Origin of the sequence: Kribbella aluminosa (genome assembly GCF_017876295.1) — a bacterium.
In the GTDB taxonomy this organism is placed as follows: Bacteria; Actinomycetota; Actinomycetes; order Propionibacteriales; family Kribbellaceae; genus Kribbella; species Kribbella aluminosa.
Map to the genome: position 1 here is coordinate 3,892,997 of NZ_JAGINT010000001.1, position 20,217 is coordinate 3,913,213.

A 20,217-nucleotide genomic window follows, 5' to 3' on the forward strand; every position below is an offset into this window, starting at 1 on the left:
GTGGGACTAGCAGCGGTACGACGAGTATTTGTACTGTGTTGAGGTGGACCAGGTACTGCGGTTCGAGGCGCACGCGTTCGGGCGGCCGTACCACGCGGCCCGGGTACGGATCCCGGCCCGCGCCCGGGACACGGAGATGCACACGCACGCGGACTTCCACGAGTTCATGGGGGTCGTCTCCGGCGGTGGCGAACACCTGCTGACCAGTGGTGCCTCGGAGCTCCGGGCCGGCGACGTGGTGCTGGTCCGGCCGAGCGACCGGCATGCAGTACGTGGGTCAGCGCCCGACGGTCTGGAGTTCGTCAACGTTGCGTTCCCGAGTTCGCTCTGGCAGGGCTTCCTCGATCTGACCCGGACCTCCCGCGGACCGATCAGCGTCCACCAGCCGGCCGCGATCCCGGTCTTCGAGCACGCATTGGCCCGCTTCCAGGACAACCCGACGACGTACGACCTGATGCGCTTCTGGATCGATCTGCTCGACCTGCTCGTCCCGCGCGATTCGGGTGGCCCCGGCGTACCCGATTGGCTGGCCAAGGCGTGTACTGCGATGCGCGCCGAGCAGAACCTTCGCAGTGGAGTCCCGCGGCTGCTCCAACTGGCGGGTGTCAGCGCCGCGCACCTGTCGCGCACGATGCGAGCGGCGTACGGCGTGACGCCGACCGCCTTCGTCACCGACCTGCGGCTGGAGCACGCCGCATCCTTGCTCGCGGCAACCAACACCTCGATCTCCGGTATCGCCGGCCGCTGCGGCTTCAGCAGTCAGTCCTACTTCTCCCGCTGCTTCACGACCGCGCACGCACTGACCCCGAGCGAGTTCAGGCACCGCTCCCAGCGCGCGTTCGTGCCCTGAGGTAGTCGGCGACCTCCGGCTGCTGGAAGAAGTCCGCCCAGCCGAGGACGTCGACGTCGTACTGCGTGTCCTTCAGCGAGAGGTCCGCGCCGCGGTCGATGAGGAAGCGCAGGGTGTCGAGCTCGCCCGTACCGGCGGCGAGATGTGCCGCGGTCATGCCGCCCGCTGTCCGTTCGTTGACACCGAAGCCGCGGTCGGCGAGCTGCCGGACGACGTCCCACTGCTGCGCTGCCGCGGCCTCGGCGAGCAGCGCGGGACGGTCGGCTGGGATCAGGTCGCCGGCGAGCGCGGCCGGAAACGGATCGTCGGCGCGCAGCCCGCGGTACAGGTCGCGGACGGTGCCGACCTCGGCACCGTGGTGGATGAGTTCGTCGATGATGTGCAGCGCGAACGACGTACCGTCGCCCTCGGCGTACGGACCCGCGATCGGGCCCATCGCCCGGTCCAGATCGTCCTGGCTCAGCGAGGCGAGGCGCCCGCGCCAGATGTCGTACGCCCGGTCCAGGGCGGCCAGCGCGTCCGCGGCGGACCCGGGCACGCGTGGCGCCTCGTCGGTCGCCGGGTGCCCGAACCAGGTCGCCGTACGTTCTGATTGTAGAACGTCGACAATGTGCGTGATCCGCCAGGCGAGGGTCGTGAACGGGGCCGGCGCGGGCGGGAGCCGCGACCCGTCGGCGACGTACCCCTCGGCGATCCTGCGCACCGTCCAGCAGCCGTCGAACGGTTCCCAGAAGTACTCGTCGTCGGTCAGCCCGTCGAGCCGCTGCCGCAGCCGTTGCCCGGCGAAGTCCGACAGGTCCAGGAGGTTCTGCGAAAGCGTCGTCATGTCTTCACGGTAGAGCGACCTGCGGACAGGATCGGTCCGCAGGTCGGAGACAATCTTCTCGAGATGGACACCGAGACCCGGTTCCTGCGCCGCTGTTCTCGCTGCACTCGCGCCCGCAGTGGGCCGGCCCTCTCGTCGTCCAGGTCACCCGGATCTACTGGCCGTTCGAGATCCTCGACCCACCCGAACTACGCACCGCCGTCCACGGACACGCCCGCCGCCTGCTCGACTCCTAGCTTTCGGTCAGCGCCTTCCGGACGCGCTTCTCGGACACGGGGTACGGCGTACCGAGCGTTTGGGCGAACAGGCTGATCCGGAGTTCCTCCAGCATCCAGCGGACCTCCAGGAGACCGGGGCTCGGGTACTTGCCGGTCGGGACGGCGCGGAGCTTCTTGCGGTACTCGTCGGTGAGCATGTCGACGACGGCCATCCCGGAACGGTCCCGGGCCGCGTTCGCGCCGAGCTTGTCGAGACGCTGCTCCATCCCGCGCAGGTACCGAACGAGGTCGGGCAGCCGCTTGGCGCCGGCCTCCGTGATGAAGCCTGGGTGCACGAGACCTTCCAGTTGCCCGCGGACGTCCGACAGCGCGGCGAGCAGCGCCGGCGACGACGCGCGCGAGATCTGCTTGTCGACGGTCCGCGCGTGCGCCAACACCTGCTCCACCTGTTGCAGGATCGTCAGCACGGTGTCGGCGAGGTCCGACCGGACGGCGTCCCGCAGGATCGAGAACGCGGTCAGGTTCCACGCCGGTCCACCCGCGGCCGCCATCAACTGATCGACGGCGGCGGCGATCGCATCGTCCAGCAACTCGCCGACGTTGCGGTGCGGCCCAGCCAGTAACGTCAGCTTCTGCGCACTGCTGAGCTGACGCTGGACGACATCGATCACCGACGGCATCGTCAGCAACAGCAGGCGGCGCGTACCGGCCCACATCGCGGCGGCCTGGTCGCGCTCGGTCTCCTGCAGGCGGATCGCGACGCTCTTGCCCTCGTCGTACAGCGCTGGGTAGCCGGCCACGGTGAGACCGTTGCGGTGCTCGGAGAAGCTGCGGGGGAGATCCCCGAACGTCCAGTCGGTGAGCCCGGACTTCTCCAGCCCGTTGACCGCCTTCGACGCGACCTGCGAGATCGCGGCCGTCGTCTTCGGCTTCAGCTTCTCCTTGAGCCTGGCGAGATCCTTGCCCTCGGCCACCGTCTTGCGCTTGTCGTCCTCGACCCGGAACGTCATCCGCAGGTGCTCCGGCACCCGGCTCCAGTCCCAGTCGGCCGGCTCGATGACCACGCCGCGGAGTTCGTGCAGCGCTTCGGCCATCGCATCCGTGAGCGGCCCGGACGCCGGATCCAGCTCGGGCAGGATCTGCCGGGCGTGATCCGGGGCGGGCACGATGTTCCGCCTGACGGACTTCGGCAGCGACTTGATGAGAGTGGTGACGAGTTCCTCGCGGAAGCCGGGCACGGTCCACTCGAAGCCGTCCGCCGTTACCTGGTTCAGCACCAGCAGCGGGATGTGGACCGTCACGCCGTCGGCGTCCGTGCCCGGCTCGAACGCGTACGTGAGGTCGAACGTCATCCCGTTCTGCGTCCAGCGCAGCGGGAACTCGTCCTCCTTCACCTCGGCGCCCTCGCGGACCACCAGCGACCGCTCGAAGTCGAGCAGGTCGTGGTCGCGCTGCCGGGCGGTCTTCCACCAGGTGTCGAAGTGCCGTCCGGTGACCACCTCGGCGCCGATCCGCTCGTCGTAGAACGCGAACAAGGTCTCGTCGTCGACCAGCAGGTCGCGCCGCCGGGTCCGTTCCTCGAGCTCCTCGACCTCTTCGACCAGCCTGCGGTTCTCGTGGAAGAATTTGTGGTGCGTGTCCCAGTCGCCCTCGACCAGCGCGTGCCGGATGAACAGCTCGCGGGACACCTCCGGGTCGACCTTGCCGTAGTTCACCTTGCGGCGGGCAACGATCGGTACGCCGTACAGCGTGACCTTCTCGTACGCCATCACGGCGCCGGCCTTGCGTTCCCAGTGCGGCTCGGAGTACGAGCGCTTGATCAGGTGCGGGGCGAGCTCCTCGGCCCATTCGGGCTCGATCTTCGCGTTCACCCGGGCCCAGAGCTTCGAGGTCTCGACCAGTTCGGCGGCCATCACGAACTGCGGCGGCTTCTTGAACAGCCCGGAGCCGGGGAAGATCGCGAACCGCGTTCCGCGGGCGCCGAGGTACTGATGCTGGTTCGCCGGGTCCTTCATGCCGAGATGGCTGAGCAGGCCGGACATCAGCGAGATGTGCACGGTCTGCGGATCCGCCGGTGCACCGGAGTTCAGCGAGACGCCGATCTGCGACGCGACCTGGCGGAGCTGCGCGTAGATGTCCTGCCACTCGCGGACGCGCAGATAGTTCAGGTACTCGCTGCGGCACATCCGGCGGAACTGGTTGCCGGACAGCTCCTTCTGCTGCTTCTTGAGGTAGCTCCACAGGTTCAGGTACCCGAGGAAGTCGCTGTTCGGGTCGCGGAACCGTGCGTGTGCCTGCTGAGCTTGAGCCTCGGCGTCCGTGGGTCGTTCGCGCGGGTCCTGGATCGACAGCGCGGACGCGATCACCATCACCTCGCGGACGCAGGCGTGCTTGTCCGCCTCGACGATCATCCGGGCCAGCCGCGGGTCGAGCGGGATCTGCGCGAGCTGGCGGCCGATCGGGGTCAGCCGGCCGCCCTTCGGGTTGTCGATCGCGCCGAGCTCGGTGAGCAGTTGCAGGCCGTCGGTGATGCTGCGCTTGTCCGGCTCGTCGAGGAACGGGAACGCGGCGATGTCGCCGAGCCCGATCGCGGTCATCTGCAGGATCACCGACGCGAGGTTCGTGCGCAGGATCTCGGGATCGGTGAACTCCGGCCGGCTGCTGAAATCCTCCTCGGAGTACAGCCGGATGCAGATGCCGTCGCTGGTCCGGCCGCTGCGGCCCTTGCGCTGGTTCGCGCTCGCCTGCGAGACGGGCTCGATCGGGAGGTGCTGGACCTTGGTGCGGTGGCTGTAGCGCGAGATGCGCGCCGTACCGGGGTCGACGACGTACTTGATGCCGGGGACGGTCAGCGAGGTCTCGGCGACGTTCGTGGCGAGGACGATGCGGCGGTTCGAATGCGGCTGGAAGACGCGGTGCTGCTCGGCGTTCGAGAGCCGCGCGTACAGCGGGAGGATCTCGGTGGTACGGCGTTCGGCGCGGTACTTGTCGGTCAGCGCGTCGGCGGTGTCGCGGATCTCGCGCTCGCCGGACAGGAACACCAGGACGTCGCCGTCCGCCTCGTACTCGAGCTCGTCGACGGCGTCCAGGATCGCCTGGGTCTGGTCGCGGTCGATCGTGCCCGGGTCGTCCGGGTCGTTGACCGGGCGGTACCGCACCTCGACCGGGTAGGTCCGGCCGGAGACCTCGACGATCGGCGCCGGCGTACCGTCGGCGGCCGCGAAGTGCGCGGCGAACCGCTCCGGGTCGATGGTCGCGGAGGTGATGATCACCTTCAGGTCCGGGCGCCGGGGGAGCAGGCGTTTCAGGTACCCGAGGATGAAGTCGATGTTCAGGCTGCGCTCGTGCGCCTCGTCGATGATCAGCGTGTCGTAGCGGGTGAGGTCGCGGTCGCGCTGCAGCTCGTTCAGCAGGATGCCGTCGGTCATCAGCTTGACCAGCGAGCGTTCGCTGACCTTGTCGGTGAACCGGACCGCGAACCCGATCGTCTCGCCCAGCTCGGTGCCGAGCTCCTCGGCGATCCGCTCCGCGACCGTCCGCGCCGCGATCCGCCGGGGCTGGGTGTGCCCGATCATGCCGTGGATGCCGCGCCCGAGCTCGAGACAGATCTTCGGGATCTGCGTGGTCTTGCCGGACCCGGTCTCACCCGCGACCACGACGACCTGGTGGTCCCGGATCGCGGCCGCGATCTCGTCCTTGAGCTGGCTGACCGGCAGCTCTTCCGGATACGAGATCTCCGGCACGGCCTGCCGCCGTACCTCGACCCGCCGCTCGGCCTGCTCGACCGCCCCGACCACAGCGCTGAGCTCGTTGGCCCGCTTCCGCTCTTCCTTGGTACGCCGAACCCGCTCAAGCCTCCGCCCGAGCATCTCCCGGTCGTACGCCATCAGCCCGTCCAGCCGACCGGCGATCTCATTCAGGCTGGAGCCGTCGACGACCTCAGGACCGCCGCGACCACCCTCGGTGGTTCCATCGGCGCCGCTTTCAACGCCTCGGGGAGTACCGGATGGGGTTTCGGTGGATCCTCGGCTCCTTCCACCGCGGCGGCGTCGGCGGGAAGCCGGGGCTGGGGCGGGGGCGGGGGCGGGGGCGGGCGCGGGGGGAGTGGACTCGGTCCGGGCATCAGGCATAACCAGTCCAGTTTAGGCGGGCCACGCCAACCCCTCACCCCGTTTTGCCCCGGCCCCCACCACCGTTTCAGGGGTGAACCGCTCGAATCGCCCCTTCACCGTCTGCATACAAGGGCTGAACGGACATCGCGGGAGGTTAACCACTCAAACGGCCCAGGGGGCGAGACTGGGGCACCGGGCGCTGGATGCGGTCCGCGTGTGGCCGGGTCAGTCGTGGGGGGAGGCGACCTTGACCGCGAGTACCGGGACGGGCGACTCCAGCAGGACCCGCTGGGCGGTGCTGCCCAGGATGAGCTTGCCGACCGGGCTGCGGCGGCGGAGGCCGAGGACGATCAGCGCGACGTCGTCGGCGGCGGCTGCCTTGAGGAGGGCGCCGGCCACGTCGCCCTCGGAGAGGGCCTGCTGGATCGTCACCTCGACGCCCTGTTCGCGCAGCTTCGCCGCGGCGGCGGCCAACTCGTCGGCGTTGGCGTAGCGGGCGTCGATGTAGGAGTCCCCGCGGCTGGTGTTCAGCAGCAGGATCGAGGCCCCGCGCAGCTCGGCCTCGGCCGCCGCTGCGGCCAGCGCCGCCTCACCCTCGGGCGTTGGTACGTATCCGACGAGAATCTTCACGGCCCCCACTCTCCCATCAATCGCCCGCGCCGTCGGACAGGCGGCCCACATAGGGTCGTCACATGCCCGAACTCCAAGTGGTTCTCCCGGACGAGTCCGCCGCGATGCCGCCCGAGCGTCTCGTCGAGCTGGCGATCGCCGCCGAACAGCTCGGCTACGGCACGGCGTGGTTGCCCGACCACCTGCTCCCGCCAGGCGAGTTCGGTCCGACGTACGGCGGCGTCTACGAACCGCTGGTGACGATCGGCTACCTCGCCGCGCGGACGACCCGGATCCGGTTCGGTACGTCGGTACTCGTGCTCCCGCTGCGCAGCCCGTACGTCGTCGCGAAGCAGGCCGCGACGCTGCACCGGCTCTCCGGCGAACGGATCGTGCTCGGCATCGGCGCGGGGTGGGCGGAGGCCGAGTTCGCGGCGGTGGGTGCGGTGTTCGAGGAGCGCGGGCGGCGTACGGACGAGTCGCTCGGGATCATCCGCGATCTGTTCGAGGGCCGGGACCGGGGCGGCGTGTTCGAGCCCGCGGTGCGCGCGCCGCTGCCGGTGATGATCGGCGGTACGACGGGACCCGCGCTGCGTCGGGCCGCGCGGTACGGGGACGAGTGGCAGGGGCTCGGGCTGGACGGCGCCGGGTTCGCGGCGGCGGTCGAGAAGCTGCGGTCGTACGGCGACCGGCCGGTCCGGGTCGGGACGCGGCTCGACTGGTCCGCGGGTGAGCCGGACCCGGTCGTCGCGATGGCGCATGAGCTGGCCGATGCGGGGGCGGAGACGGTGGCGGTGTCGTTCGGGGACGAGAGCGGGGCGCTGGAGCGGATGACCCGGTTCCACGCCTTGTTCACGGCAGGGTTCACGGCAGGGTTCACGGCGGGGTTCACGGCGGGGTTCACGGCGGGGTTCACGGCGGGGTGAGGCGGTTGCGGAGCACCTTGCCGGTGGCGTTGCGGGGGAGTTCGTCGAGGATGACGACCTGGCGCGGGGTCTTGTAGCGGGCGAGGTTCGCCTTCACGTGGGCGATGAGTTCGTCCTCGGTGGCCGGCGCGGTGAGTACCACGTACGCGAGCAGCCGCTGGCCGAACTCGTCGTCGGGTACGCCGGTGACGACCGCCTCCGCGACGGCGGGATGCGCGGCGAGGCACTGCTCGACCTCGACCGGGTACACGTTCTCGCCGCCGGACACGATCATGTCGTCCTCCCGCCCGTCCACGTACAGCCGGCCGGCGGTGTCGAGGTGGCCGAGGTCGCCGGTGCTCATCCGGCCGTCGACGACGGTCTTGTTCGAACCGTCGGAGTACCCGCCGAACACCAGACCGCCGCCGGCGAAGATCCGTCCGGTCGTGCCGGGCGGCACCGTGCGGTCGAGGTCGTCGAGGATGCGGATCGAGCTGCCGAGACACGGGCGTCCGACGGTGCCCGGCGCTTCGATCAGGTCCGCCGAGGTGGCGATGGTGGCGATGCCGACCTCGCTGGATCCGTACGCGTCGCACAGCACCGGGCCGAACCGTTCGATGAACTCCGTGGCCAGCGGTGCGCCGAGTTGTGCGGCACCGGAAACGACCGCGCGAAGCGAACGCAGGTCGTACTCCGCGGTCGCCGTCGGGCCGAGGTCCAGCAGGCGCCGCAACATCACCGGTACCGCGACGACCGATCCCGCCCGGGTCGCCTCGACATCCGCCAGCAGCGTGGCAGCGTCGAACCGTGGCCGCAGTACCAACGGAGAGCCGAGGAACAACGCCAGCATCGAGGTCAGCAACCCGACCCCGTGGAACAACGGCGGAGCGATCACCATCGGCTCCGCGGCCCGAAGCCCGAACCGCTGCAACGCACTCCCGGTCAACCCCGCCAACCCCAACGCACCAGTCACCCGCGGCGCCCCCTTCGGCGCCCCCGTAGTCCCCGAGGTAAGCAGCGTGATGCGCCCAACCCGCACTCCGACGGGCGCCTCCGGAGTATCACTCCGAGCCAGCTCGTCCAAGGCGCCGGCGGACGTAACGGACGGGATGGTCGGGGATGGGGTGAACTCTGGGTCGTGGATCAGCAGGTCGGGGTGGTGCTGGTCGAGGACTGCTTGGAGTTGGGGTGGGGCGAACTCGGTGTTCACGAAGAGCACGTCGGCGCCGAGGCGGGAGGCTGAGAGCGTCGCCTCCAGGAAGCCGGCGTGGTTTCGGCAGAGGACCGCTACCTTGCGGCCGGCAACGATTCCGTACTGTGCATGCAGCCCGGCGGCGATGCGTTCGCACCGGGCGTCCAGCTCGGCGTACGTCAGCCGATCCTCTCCGCAGATCACCGCCGCCCGGTCCGGGAAGCGGATGGCGGCGACCGCGCCGAGGGTTGCCATCGACTGGCCCCACGTCCGCAGCGCCCGCTCGATCCGCACCAGCTGTGCCGGGCCGGCCGAGCGCCACACGCCAGATCTGACCAGCGCCACCGGCAACCCGCCGACCTCGGCCGCGCTGCGCACCAGCCATCCGGGCGGGCGCACCGGTCCGATCGGGTGGATCATCGCCTCTTCCCGCCTCCCGTACGCCGGAAGTACTGCTCCAGCAGCCGATCCGTCGGCACCCGCAGAAGGTTGCCCATGGCATCGGCCGGGCGGACGAACGGCGGCGTGATGTTGTGCGGCCGCTCCGCCACCGCCGTACACACCTGATCGGCGGCCTGCTCCGGCGACAGCCCGGGCAGCTTGTTCAGCAACGGCGTCGGCTCGCTCATCCGCGTGTGCACCAGCCCCATGTAGACCGTCGACGTCGTCACCCCGTCGCCGCGCACCTCCTGCGCCACGCACCGCAGCCACACGTCGAAGGCACTCTTCGACGCCAGGTACGCCGACCAGCGGGCCATCGGCGGCGTCCGCACCCCTGCGGTCGACACGTTCACGATGTGCCCGGACTGCCGCTCCCGCATCGAGGGCAGCAGCTCGAGCACGAGCTTCGCCGGCCCGAGATAGTTGACCGCGTTGGTCCGTTCGATGTCGTGGAACCGCTGGTAGGTGTCCGCGATCGACCGCCGGATCGACTTGCCCGCGTTGTTCACGAGTACGTCGACCCGCCCGTGCTCGGCGAGCACCGTCCGCACCAGCTCCTCGACCGCGCCCGGATCCGCCAGGTTCGCCGGGTACACGTACGCCGACCCGCCGCCGGTGCGGATCTCGTCGGCCACCACCTGCAGCTGCTCCTCGGTCCGGGCCACCAGCAACACGGTCGCCCCGGCCGCGGCCAGCCGCCGCGCGGTCGCCTCACCGATCCCGTACGACGAGCCGGTCACCAGGACGACCTTCCCGTGCACAGCAGCAGCGAGCCGTTCGTCGGAGATCCTGGTGTGTCCGTTCGTCAGCGCGACCAGCAACGACCACCCGACCGGACGCTTCGAAGCCACCATACAGGCGACATTACCCGCTGGTAGCGATCAACGGGAGCCCTCAACCCACTCTGAGCAACCACTCCCTCACGAACGCGCGCAGCAGCTCCGGCTGCTCGATCTGCAGGTTGTGCCCGGCCACGTCGACGACGGCGTACGTTGCCCGCGGATAGTGGGGGAGCAGCGTGAACTGGTCCTCGAACCCGGTCACCGCGTCCTGCCGCCCGCACAGGATCAGCGACGGCCCGAGGTACGGCGGACCGCTCTCCGGCGCGATCGTCAGCGCCCAGTTCTTCTGGATGCGCTCCATCGCGGCCTTGTCGGCGATCGCCAGCCCCGGCACCACATCGGAGCGGTACGCCGCCAAAGCCGCCGCGGTCTGCACCACCGCCAGGTCGGTGAAGTCCTCGCCCTCCTCGAGCGACTCGAGCACGCCGGGCTCGGTCCGCAGGACGACCTGCTCGGGCAGTTTCCGGTCCTTGTGCCAGAGCTCGCCGATCGGGCAGATCATCGCGAGACCGCGGACCTGCTCCGGTCGCTCGGCGACCAGTGCGCGCGCGAGGTACCCGCCGTACGACTCGCCGAGTAAGAGGAACGGCACGTCGCCGATCTGCTCGTCGATGAACTCCCGCAGCGCCGTCATGATCCCGTCCGAGCTGTCGATGTCGCCGGCTGGGCTCTGCCCCATCGCAGGCAGGTCCGGGTAGATCCTGCGGTAGCCGGTCAGCTCACCGAAGATCGGCTCCAGACAGCCGGTCATCAGCCGGTGGTCCGGCGACCAGCCGTGCAACGCGAGAACCGGGACGCCGTCGCCGTGAGACACGAAGTGCAGTGTCATCGAAGTGCCTTTCGCCGAGCAGGGGTTTAAGCGAAACCCAGTTGTAGCAAGCCCTTCCGACAGTTTTAGAGTCTGACCATGGCCCGTCGCTCAGCACTTCCCCCGATTCCCGCTGCCGCCGTACTCCGTGCTCGCCTGGACCGCGCCCGGGAGGCCGCGGCCGGGACTGGTTTGGTGATCGCGCCGGGCTCCGACCTGCGCTACCTGATCGGTCAGCCGGGCGGCTCGTTCGAGCGGCTCACCGCGTTGCTGATCCCGGCCGACGGCGCCCCGGCGCTCGTCGTACCGAAGCTGGAAGCGCCGGGGTACGACGGCTTGCCGCTCGAAGAGCTGGGCGTCGAGGTCGTGACCTGGGTGGACGGCGTCGACCCGTACAAGCTGGCCGCGGACCGGCTGGGCGGCGCGGCCAGGGTCGCGGTCAGCGACTTCACGCCGGCACTGCACGTGCTGGCGATCCGGGACGCGCTACCGAAGGCCGAGCAGGTGCTGGCCGGCCCGATCGTCCGCGAACTCCGGATGCGCAAGGACGCCGCCGAGATCGACGCGCTCCGGAAGGCGGGCGCCGCGATCGACCGCGTCCACGCCCGGGTCGGCGAATGGCTGCGCCCCGGCCGGACCGAGGCCGAGGTCGGCGCCGACATCGCGGCCGCGATCGTCGAGGAAGGCCACACCGGGGCAGACTTCGTGATCGTCGCCAGCGGCCCGAACGGCGCGAGCCCGCACCACGCGCTGTCCGACCGCGTGATCGAGGCCGGCGACGTGGTGGTCGTGGACATCGGCGGACCGGTCGCCGAGGGCTACAACTCGGACTCCACCCGGACGTACGCCGTCGGTGCGCCGCGGGACGCCGACGTGGCCGCGACGTACGCCGTCCTGCAGGAGGCGCAGCAGGCTGCCGTGGACGCCGTACGGCCAGGTGTGACCGCGGAGTCGATCGACGCGGCCGCGCGGAACGTGATCGCGGCGGCCGGGTTCGGCGACTACTTCATCCACCGGACCGGGCACGGGATCGGGCTGGACGTGCACGAGGAGCCGTACATCGTCGCGGGCAACGACCTGACGCTGGAGCCGGGTATGGCGTTCAGCGTCGAGCCAGGCATCTACCAGGCCGGCCGCTGGGGCGCGCGCATCGAGGACATCGTCGTCGTCACCGCGGACGGTGTGGAGCCGATGAACAAGCAGCCGCACGACCTGGTCGAGCTCTGAGAGGGTGTCTGAGCACCCTCTAACTCGCCCGGAACGTCTTGCGGTAGGCGAGCGGGGAGACCCCGAGCTCCGACCGCAGGTGGTGTCGCAGGGAGGCCGCCGTACCCAGGCCGGCCTCCTCGGCGATCCGGTCGACGGGCAGGCCGGTCGTCTCCAGCAGGTGGCACGCGTGCCGCACCCGCTGCTGCAGCAACCACGTCCCGGGCGACTGCCCGGTCTCGGCCTTGAAGCGCCGGCTGAACGTCCGCACGCTCATCTGCGCGTACGCCGCCATCGCCGACAGGCTCATCTCGGTGCTCAGGTGCCGCAGTGCCCACGCCCGGGTCGGCGACGTACCCTCGCTGCCTTCCTCGGGTACGGCGTGCTCGATGAACTGGGACTGGCCGCCGTCGCGCCAGGGTGCCACGACACAGTGCCTGGCGGCCCGGTTGGCGACCTCGCTGCCGAAGTCGCGGCGGATCAGGTGCAGGCAGAGGTCGATGCCTGCGGCGAGACCGGCCGAACTCAGGACGTCGCCGTCGTCGATGAACAGCCGGTCCTCGTCGAGCTTCACCTGTGGATAAACGCTGCGGAACAGCTCGGCCCGCTCCCAGTGCGTGGTCGCTGGACGGCCGTCGAGGTACCCGGCGGCGCCGAGGACGAACGCGCCGGTGCAGATCGACGCGATCCGGGTGCCGGGCCGGATGGTGGCGAGCGCGGCGGCGAGGTCGTCAGGCAGCGTCCCGTCGTACCGCGGCTGGCGGATGTAGGTGCCGGGGACGATCACGGTGTCCGCCGCCGCGAGGGCTTCGGGGCCGTGATCCGGGGTGAGCGTGAACCCGGCGCCGGCCCGGACCGGTCCGCCGAGGCCGCAGACGCGGACGTCGTACAGCTTGCTGCCGTCGGCCGTGGTGGCGGCGCCGAACACGGTCGGCGGGATGGTGAGGTCGAACCCGACGACCGGTTCGAGTGCGAGCACCGCGATCACGTGCGGGTTCGAGGACGACGGGCGACTCATGGCCATATCTTGACACAGGTTGACTATGTGGCCACTAGTTCGATGGGCGTCGAACTGGCACTCTGGTCCGGTGACGCAGATTGTGGAGACGAAGAAGGCTCCCCGGGTGCACCTGGCCTGGGCGGTCGCGGTGGTCGGCTTCGTGACGCTGATCGGGGCGGCCGGCTTCCGGTCGGTGCCGAGCGTGCTGCTCGACCCGTTGCACGAGGAGTTCGGCTGGTCGCACGCGACGATCTCGACGGCGGTGTCGATCAACCTGCTGCTGTACGGCGGCATCTCGCCGTTCGCGGCCGCGCTGATGGATCGGCTCGGGCTGCGGAAGGTGGTCGGCGGGGCGCTCGTGCTGATCGCGTTGGGCAGCGGGCTGACGGTGTTCATGACCGCGCCGTGGCAGTTGCTGCTCTGCTGGGGCCTGCTGGTCGGTGTCGGTACGGGCTCGATGTCGATGACCTTCGTCGCGACGATTACCGGCCGCTGGTTCGTCCATCGTCGCGGTCTGGTGACCGGAATCCTCACCGCGGCGGGTGCTACCGGTCAGCTGATCTTCCTGCCGCTCATCGCGTCTCTTGCCGCGCGGTACGGGTGGCGGGTCCCTGCGCTTGTGGCAGCCGGTGCTGCGTTGGCCGTCGTACCGCTGGTGCTCCTGTTCCTGCGGGACTTCCCGAGTGACGTGGGGCTCCGCGCGTACGGCGCTCCGGAGGGCAGTACTGCGGGGCAGCGGGTCGTGGCGACCGGTAGTAGTGCCATGCGGGCGTTGAACGCGCTGCGGTTGGCGGTGCGGCGGCCGGCGTTCTGGATGCTGGCTGGTGGGTTCGCGATCTGTGGTGCGTCGACGAACGGGCTGGTCGGTACGCACTTCGTCACGGCCGCACACGACCACGGGATGCCTGCGACGACCGCTGCCTCGCTGCTGGCGCTGGTCGGCCTGTTCGACGTGGGCGGGACGATCTTCTCCGGGTACCTGACCGATCGGTGGGACCCGCGGTACCTGCTGATCGCGTACTACTCGCTGCGTGGCCTGTCGCTGCTGGTGCTGCCGTCGCTGCTAGGCCCGACCGCCGCTCCCAGTACGTGGGTGTTCATCATCTTCTACGGGCTCGACTGGGTGGCGACAGTGCCGCCGACCGTGGCGTTGTGCCGGGAGTGGTTCGGGCAGGACGGGCCGATCGTGTTCGGCTGGGTGTTCGCGTCGCACCAGGTGGGTGCCGCGCTGGCTGCGACGGGTGCGGGTGTGATCCGGGACGCGCAGGGCAGCTACAACCTGGCGTGGTACCTGGCCGGCGGGCTGTGTGCTGGGGCCGCGTTGATGTCCGCGAGCATCGGGCGCCGGGTCGTGCCTGCCTGATCCCGTCCGCTAGCCTCGATCTAAGTTGAGGTTGGAGGGCAGGGCGATGGACATCGAGCCGGGTGAGCTGACTGTCGGGCAGCTGTCGCAGCGCAGCGGGGTGGCGATCTCGGCGCTGCACTTCTACGAGCGCCAGGGGCTGATTCTCAGTCGCCGTACGTCGGGGAACCAGCGCCGCTACAAGCGCGACACGTTGCGGCGGGTGGCGCTGGTCCGGATCGCCCAGCGGGTCGGCATCCCGCTCGCCGAGGTGGCCGCGATCCTCAACCTGCTGCCGGAGAACCGGACGCCGACCCGCGCCGACTGGGAACGGATCTCGGAGTGCTGGCAGGTCCAGCTCGACCGCCGGATCCTGCATCTCGAACAACTCCGCGACGACTTCAAGGACTGCGTCGGCTGCGGCTGCCTGTCCATCGACCGCTGCGCCCTCGCCAACCCCCACGACACCCTCGCAACCACCGGCCCCGGCCCCCGCCGGCTCCTCGCCGCCGACGGCGAACCCTGCCATCCCGGCAAGTGCGCCTGACCTGTTATCCACAGGCGGACTGTCGCGGCGAGCGGGTTGGGGGTGGGGGCGTCTAGGGTTTCCGGCATGAGCGAGACCGACTCGATGGTGATGCTGACCGAGGCCCGGGCGAAGGTTGCGGGTGACGTGATCCATGCGATCGCGGGTGCCGACGCGCGGTTGCGGGCGGATCAGGAGACCGCGGTCGCGGCGCTGTGTGAGGCGGCGGCGCGGGTGCTCGTGGTGCAGGCGACCGGCTGGGGCAAGTCCGCGGTGTACTGGGCCGCGACCGCGATCCGCCGGGCGGAGGGATTCGGGCCGACGCTGGTGGTCTCACCGCTGCTCTCGCTGATGCGGGACCAGGTCGCCGCCGCCAGTCGCGCGGGGCTGCGGGCCGCGACGTTGAACTCGAACAACATCGACGCCTGGTCGGAGATCGAGCACGACCTGCGCTCGGGCGGCATCGACGTACTGCTGGTGTCCCCGGAGCGCCTGGCGAACCCGGGATTCGGGCGGCGGGTGCTGGACGGGCTCGCCGGGAACATCGGGCTCCTGGTGATCGACGAGGCGCATGCGGTGTCGGACTGGGGGCACGACTTCCGGCCCGACTACCGGCGGGTGTCCGACGTACTGCAGAAGCTGAACCCGGACACTCCGGTGCTGGCGACGACGGCGACCGCGAACTCGCGGGTGACGGACGACGTCGCGAAGCAGTTGGGCGCGTCGACGTTGGTACTGCGCGGTCCGCTGGCGCGGTCGAGTCTGCAGCTTGCGGTGGTGGATGCGCTGTCGCCGCTGGACCGGTTCGCGTGGGTGGTCGACGTGCTGCCGCAACTGCCGGGGTCGGGGATCGTGTACGCGCTGACCGTTGCGGATGCGCAGCGGCTGGCGGCGGTGGTCCAGGAGGTGCACGGGCGGGACGTGCCGGTGGCGGCGTACACCGGCCAGCTGGAGGCGGGGGAGCGGGAGAGTCTCGAGGATGCGCTGCGCGACAACAGGCTGAAGGCGTTGATCGCTACCTCGGCGCTGGGGATGGGGTACGACAAGCCGGATCTCGGGTTCGTGGTGCACGTCGGTTCGCCGCCGTCGCCGGTGTCGTACTACCAGCAGGTCGGGCGTGCCGGTCGCGGGATCGACCATGCGGTGGTGGCGCTGCTGCCGTCGGATGCCGACTCGGGCGTCTGGGACTACTTCGCGACCGCGACGATCCCGGTGCCGGAGAACGTGCAGCGGCTGTTGCGCGCCCTGGAGAGCTACGACCCGGATCAGCCCGCGACGGTGCCGGCGCTGGAGGCCGAGACCGGGCTGCGGCGGACGCGGGTCGAGCTGATGCTGAAGCAGCTGGCGGTGGACGGGGTCGTGGAGCGGGTCGAGCGCGGGTGGTTGCGGACCGCCGCCGAGTGGACGTTCGACGCCGCGCACTACGACGGCATCGTGTCGGTGCGGCGGCGCGAGGCGGACATCATGCGGGCGTACACCCGCGGCGACCGTTGCCTGATGCAACTGCTCCAGGAGTCGCTGGACGACCCGTCCGCGGAGCCGTGCGGGCGGTGCTCGGTGTGCCTCGGGGAGTTGCCGGAGCCGCTGGTGTCACGGCCGGATCCGGAGACGGTCGCGGCGGTGACGCGGTTGCTGCGCGGCGAGGTGCACGTGCTGGAGCCGCGGAAGATGTGGCCCGGCGGGGCGTTCGGTGCCCGCGGCAAGATTCCGCCCGCGCTGTCCGCCGAGCCCGGCCGGATCATCGTGTACGCCGATGCGCCGGAGTGGCGGGAGGTGTTGCAGGGCGCGTTCAGCGGTACGCCGACGCACGACGCCGTCGAGGCGCTGAAGGCGGGCGCCGTCGCCGCGCTGTCCCGCTGGCGCGGCGCGTGGTCGGCCCGCCCCGAGGTCGTCGTACCACTGGCCGCCGGCGGCCACCCCGACCTGACGTCGGTCGTAGCCGACCACGTGGCCGGAGTGGGCCGCCTCGACCGCGCCGAGCTGACCGTCAACCGCACCGGCTACACCGACGATCTCTCCTCAGCAGAAGAAGCCAAGGTGTGGCGAGACGGCATCGTGGTGGACCCCACCACAACTCAATCCGTCACCGGCCGCACAATCCTCCTGCTGGTAGACGCAACCTCATCCCAGTGGCCAGTAACCGTAGCCACCGCCAAACTCCGCGAGGCAGGTGCCACAGCCGTCCTCCCCCTGATAATCCACAAGCGCCCCTAGGCGGCGGCTGAGGTCTCCAGCAAGGATTTCAGGTCCGCCAGCAGCCGCGGCCAGCCGTCCTGCACCATGGTCCGCGTCGTGCTGCCCGGCTCGAACCCGGTGTGTACGACGGTCAGCTTCACCTGGTCGTCGACCGGCTCGAGCTCGAACACCGCCGTCGACAGCGGCTCCCGGCTGGTCGCCTCGTACACCTCGTCGGTGAACCCGACCGAGTCCGCGAACTCCCGCGTGATGTGGTGCCAGGTGTAGGAGAGCCGCGTGTACGGCGTGTGCTCGACGACGACCTGGCCCGGCCCGGCGATCGCCACGTCGCCCTTGTGCCAGATCATCTCGGAGCCGGGCTTCCAGTCGGTCTCGTGGTGCAGCTCCCAGTACTGCTCGGTGAACGCCGGATCGGTGAGCGCCTGCCACAGCCGCTCGGGCGTGGTCCGGATGTAGGTCGTGTACACGAAGTCGTTCACAGTCGTCTCCAAGGAGGTCTTGAGGACGGCCAGCAGCTGGACCCGTCGTCGGTCGTACTGCTGGATCCACCGGTCCGCGATCGCGTTGATCGGCTCGGCGTTCAGGTGGTGCAACTTCTCCCGCCCGCGCCACACGGTGGTGATCAGGTTCGCGCTCTCGAGGACGGCGAGGTGTTTGCTCACGGACTGCCGGGCAATGTCCAGCTCGGCGCACAGCTCCCGCAGGGTCTGCCCGTTCCGCGCGTTGAGCAGGTCGAGTAGCTGCCGCCGGCTGGGGTCCGCCAGCGCCCGGAACACCTCGTCGTCCATCGCACTCCCGATCCAGAAAGGCAGCCGTCCGGCTGCATGACCAGGATAGGCAGCCGGTTGGCTGCACGTCAAACCCGGTTGACGGATGGGTGAGGATGGCTGCGTGGAGATCACCAGCCTCGGCTTCCGTACCGACCTGCTGCTGCTCGAGCAGGGTGGCAGCGTGTTCCGCGACACCGGCGAGTACGTCGTCGTCCGCACGCCGCAGAACCCCGGCTTCTGGTGGGGCAACTTCCTGCTCTACCGGACGCCGTTCGCGCCGGACGACACCAAGCTCCGAACGGACGACTTCCGCCGCGAGTTCCCGGACGCGAAACATGTTGCGTTCGGCATCGACAGCACCGACGGCGACCCGGGTGCCGTGGACGAGCTGACCGCGGCCGGGTTCGACGTCGAGCCCAATGTGGTGATGACCGCGGACCGGGTCGTCCCGCCGCCGCGCCCGAACGAGCAGGCGACGTACCGGTTCCTGACCAGCGACGACGACTGGGAGCAGGTGTACGAGCAGAGCCTGGCCTGCTCGGTGTTCACGGTCGACGACGACCACCAGGAGTTCACCCGGCGCAAGCTCGCGGCGAAGCGGGACGTGGTCGACTCGGGGCACGGCGAGTGGTTCGGCGCGTTCGACGGGGACCGGCTGCAGAGTTCGCTCGGGCTGATCTTCGACGGTAGCGGGCTGGCCCGTTTCCAGAACGTGCAGACCTCGCCGGAGGACCGCGGCCGCGGCCTGGCCGGCACGCTGGTGCACCACGCGTCGACGTACGGGCTGACCAAGGCGCGGAGGCTGGTGATGGTGGCGGACCCGGAGTACCTGGCGATCCGGGTCTACCGGTCGGTGGGCTTCACGGACTCGGAGACCCAGCTCGGGATCATCCGCCCGCCTGCGTGACAGACTGGCCCGCATGAGTCGGGTTGTGCTGGTCACCGGAGGAAGTCGCGGGATCGGGGCGGCCGCCGCGCTCGCGCTGGCCGCGGACGGTTGGGACGTCGGGGTGAACTACCGGACGCGGGCCGACGAGGCCGCGGGGGTGGTGAAGGCGTGCGAGGAACGCGGCCGGCGGGCGATCGCCGTCCAGGCCGATGTGGTCGAGGCGGACCAGGTCGAGCGACTGTTCGACACGGTGACCGCCGAGCTCGGCCCGATCGGTGCCGTGATCAACAACGCCGGCGTGGTCTCGCCGTCCGGCCGCGTCGCGGAGTACGACGCCGCGCGCCTCGAGCGGGTGTTCCGGATCAACTCGATCAGCGCCTTCCTGGTCGCCGGCGCCGCGGTCCGCCGGATGTCCACGGCGTACGGCGGCAAGGGCGGCGTCATCGTCAACGTATCGTCGCGCGCCGCGGTGCTCGGGTCGGCCGGGGAGTACGTCGACTACGCCGCGAGCAAGGCGGCCGTGGACGCGCTGACGGTTGGCCTGGGCAACGAGGTCGCGAAGGAAGGCGTTCGCGTGCTCGGCGTCCGCCCCGGGCTGATCGCGACCGGCATCCACGAGCCCGGCCGGCTGGACCGGATCGGTACGACGCCGCCGCTGGCCCGTCCGGGGAAGGCCGAGGAGGTCGCCGAGGTGATCGCGTTCCTGGCGTCGGACCGTTCGTCGTACATGACCGGGTCGACCGTTGACGTCGCCGGTGGCCGCTAAAGCACTGCGCCCCGTCGACCTGGCCCGTCGCGCCGGGGTCTCGACCCAGCTCGTCCGCAACTACGAGGCGGACGGCATCCTGCCGCCGTCGCCGCGCTCGGACAGCGGGTACCGGCAGTACGGGCCGGAGCATGTCCAGGCGTTGCTGACGTACCGCGCGCTCGCGCCCGGGTTCGGTGCGGAGACGGCGACGGCGATCATGCGCGCCGTACACAACGACGACGAAGCGCTCGCGTACAGACTCGTCGACGCGGCTCATGCCGCGCTCCACGAGCAACGACGGGCAACGGACGCCGCGAGCGATGCGCTCGCCGCGTTGGCGGCGGAGTACGTCGACGAGCAACCGGTGACGGGTCCGTCGTTGCTCGTGGGGGAGTTGGCGCATCGGCTCGGCATCCGGCCGTCGGCGCTCCGCGTCTGGGAGGCTGCCGGCCTGCTGGCGCCGACGCGTGAGCCGGGGACGAAGTACCGCCGCTACGGCCCCGAGGAGGTCCGGGACGCGCGGATCATCCATATGCTCCGCCAGGGCAGGTACTACTTCGAGCAGATCAAGCCCGTCCTCGACGGACTACGCCGTACCGGCAGCACCGAGGCGCTCCGGACTGCGATCGCCGAACGCCGAGCCGCCCACGACCGCCAGACCAAGGCGATGCTGTACGGCGCCGCGCTGCTGCATGAGCTGATCACCCAGGCTGATCACCCAGGCTGATCACTGAGGC

At 70.2% G+C, this 20,217-nt stretch carries 17 protein-coding genes; 9 read left to right on the forward strand and 8 right to left on the reverse strand.

Translation table 11 applies throughout. The annotated features are described in order from the left end of the window. Positions 1–43: 43 nt before the first annotated feature. Positions 44–850: a helix-turn-helix transcriptional regulator gene (locus JOF29_RS18615; protein WP_209695440.1), complete on the forward strand. Its 807-nt coding sequence runs from the start codon at positions 44–46 to the stop codon at positions 848–850. Here JOF29_RS18615 and JOF29_RS18620 read toward each other — a convergent pair. The 3 genes from JOF29_RS18620 to JOF29_RS18630 all read right to left on the reverse strand — a co-directional run bounded on the left by JOF29_RS18620 (position 816) and on the right by JOF29_RS18630 (position 6,636). After that, complete coding sequence (locus JOF29_RS18620) at positions 816–1,676, reverse strand: DinB family protein (RefSeq protein ID WP_209695441.1); 861 nt, start codon at positions 1,674–1,676, stop codon at positions 816–818. The genes JOF29_RS18615 and JOF29_RS18620 overlap by 35 nt on opposite strands. A gap of 232 nt (positions 1,677–1,908) precedes the next feature. Further along, on the reverse strand, positions 1,909–5,814 hold the full coding sequence (gene hrpA / locus JOF29_RS18625) for an ATP-dependent RNA helicase HrpA (RefSeq protein ID WP_281067404.1): 3,906 nt from the start codon (positions 5,812–5,814) through the stop codon (positions 1,909–1,911). 417 nt (positions 5,815–6,231) lie between these two features. After that, positions 6,232–6,636 (reverse strand): universal stress protein, encoded by a 405-nt coding sequence (locus JOF29_RS18630; protein ID WP_307863446.1) that lies wholly within the window; start codon positions 6,634–6,636, stop codon positions 6,232–6,234. Positions 6,637–6,698: 62 nt separating this feature from the next. Between JOF29_RS18630 and JOF29_RS18635 the strand changes: the two genes are divergently transcribed. After that, positions 6,699–7,541: an LLM class flavin-dependent oxidoreductase gene (locus JOF29_RS18635; protein ID WP_209695444.1), complete on the forward strand. Its 843-nt coding sequence runs from the start codon at positions 6,699–6,701 to the stop codon at positions 7,539–7,541. Here JOF29_RS18635 and JOF29_RS18640 read toward each other — a convergent pair. Genes JOF29_RS18640 through JOF29_RS18650 form a run of 3 tightly spaced genes read right to left on the reverse strand, consistent with a single transcriptional unit; the run spans position 7,528 to position 10,824 of the window. After that, complete coding sequence (locus JOF29_RS18640) at positions 7,528–9,132, reverse strand: AMP-binding protein (RefSeq protein WP_245357656.1); 1,605 nt, start codon at positions 9,130–9,132, stop codon at positions 7,528–7,530. The genes JOF29_RS18635 and JOF29_RS18640 overlap by 14 nt on opposite strands. Next, a complete protein-coding gene (locus tag JOF29_RS18645; RefSeq protein ID WP_209695445.1) occupies positions 9,129–10,007 on the reverse strand; it encodes an SDR family NAD(P)-dependent oxidoreductase in 879 nt (292 codons plus the stop codon). Before JOF29_RS18645 ends, JOF29_RS18640 begins: the two co-directional genes overlap by 4 nt. Positions 10,008–10,047: 40 nt before the next feature. Then, positions 10,048–10,824, reverse strand: a complete 777-nt coding sequence (locus JOF29_RS18650) for an alpha/beta fold hydrolase (protein WP_209695446.1) — start codon at positions 10,822–10,824, stop codon at positions 10,048–10,050. A 78-nt stretch (positions 10,825–10,902) separates the two neighbouring features. On the opposite strand from JOF29_RS18650, the gene JOF29_RS18655 reads away from it, so the two are divergent. Further along, entirely contained in the window at positions 10,903–12,030 is a 1,128-nt protein-coding gene (locus JOF29_RS18655) for a M24 family metallopeptidase (RefSeq protein WP_209695447.1), read from the forward strand. Positions 12,031–12,049: 19 nt separating this feature from the next. Here the strand turns inward: JOF29_RS18655 and JOF29_RS18660 are convergent, their stop codons facing one another. Next, positions 12,050–13,027 (reverse strand): GlxA family transcriptional regulator, encoded by a 978-nt coding sequence (locus tag JOF29_RS18660; protein ID WP_209695448.1) that lies wholly within the window; start codon positions 13,025–13,027, stop codon positions 12,050–12,052. Positions 13,028–13,097: 70 nt separating this feature from the next. Between JOF29_RS18660 and JOF29_RS18665 the strand changes: the two genes are divergently transcribed. From JOF29_RS18665 to JOF29_RS18675, 3 genes are all read left to right on the forward strand, one after another. Beyond that, on the forward strand, positions 13,098–14,372 hold the full coding sequence (locus JOF29_RS18665; RefSeq protein ID WP_307863447.1) for an MFS transporter: 1,275 nt from the start codon (positions 13,098–13,100) through the stop codon (positions 14,370–14,372). A 46-nt stretch (positions 14,373–14,418) separates the two neighbouring features. Beyond that, positions 14,419–14,898, forward strand: coding sequence for a redox-sensitive transcriptional activator SoxR (soxR, locus tag JOF29_RS18670; protein WP_209695450.1), 480 nt, complete (start codon positions 14,419–14,421; stop codon positions 14,896–14,898). A gap of 66 nt (positions 14,899–14,964) precedes the next feature. Further along, positions 14,965–17,091, forward strand: a complete 2,127-nt coding sequence (locus JOF29_RS18675; protein ID WP_245357657.1) for a RecQ family ATP-dependent DNA helicase — start codon at positions 14,965–14,967, stop codon at positions 17,089–17,091. Here the strand turns inward: JOF29_RS18675 and JOF29_RS18680 are convergent. Further along, on the reverse strand, positions 17,088–17,861 hold the full coding sequence (locus tag JOF29_RS18680; protein ID WP_209695451.1) for an ArsR/SmtB family transcription factor: 774 nt from the start codon (positions 17,859–17,861) through the stop codon (positions 17,088–17,090). The two genes, JOF29_RS18675 and JOF29_RS18680, sit on opposite strands and share 4 nt — an antisense overlap. 103 nt (positions 17,862–17,964) lie before the next feature. On the opposite strand from JOF29_RS18680, the gene JOF29_RS18685 reads away from it, so the two are divergent. The 3 genes from JOF29_RS18685 to JOF29_RS18695 are packed head-to-tail and all read left to right on the forward strand — an operon-like array spanning position 17,965 to position 20,207. Further along, the gene (locus JOF29_RS18685) at positions 17,965–18,750 is read left to right on the forward strand and encodes a GNAT family N-acetyltransferase family protein (protein WP_209695452.1); all 786 of its coding nucleotides are present in this window, start codon (positions 17,965–17,967) and stop codon (positions 18,748–18,750) included. Between the two features lie 13 nt (positions 18,751–18,763). Continuing rightward, positions 18,764–19,498 carry an SDR family oxidoreductase gene (locus JOF29_RS18690; RefSeq protein ID WP_209695453.1) on the forward strand — a complete coding sequence of 245 codons (735 nt, stop codon included), beginning with the start codon at positions 18,764–18,766 and terminating at the stop codon, positions 19,496–19,498. Continuing rightward, positions 19,476–20,207: a TioE family transcriptional regulator gene (locus tag JOF29_RS18695; RefSeq protein WP_245357659.1), complete on the forward strand. Its 732-nt coding sequence runs from the start codon at positions 19,476–19,478 to the stop codon at positions 20,205–20,207. Before JOF29_RS18690 ends, JOF29_RS18695 begins: the two co-directional genes overlap by 23 nt. Positions 20,208–20,217: the final 10 nt, after the last annotated feature.